Raw genomic sequence first — 256 nt, forward strand, 5'->3', positions numbered from 1 at the left:
TGATGAGCGAGGTCACTGCCTGGCAGACGCGCCCGCTTGAGCCCATGTACCCCGTCGTGTTCTTCGACGCGCTGCGGGTCAAGATCCGCGAGGACGCTGTCGTTCGCTCCAAGGCCGTGTACCTGGCCCTGGGCGTGCTGCCCGATGGCAGCCGCGACATCCTGGGTATCTGGATCGAAAACACCGAGGGAGCCAAGTTCTGGATGAAGGTCTTCAACGACCTGAAGACGCGCGGAGTCCATGACATCCTGATCGC

General features: G+C 62.5%; 1 protein-coding gene. It reads left to right on the plus strand.

The features are described from left to right. A partial coding sequence (locus ACYZGB_RS22980; protein WP_462391300.1) for a transposase occupies positions 1-256 on the plus strand: 256 nt, incomplete at both ends.

Source organism: Acidovorax sp. Q11, from assembly GCF_054950075.1.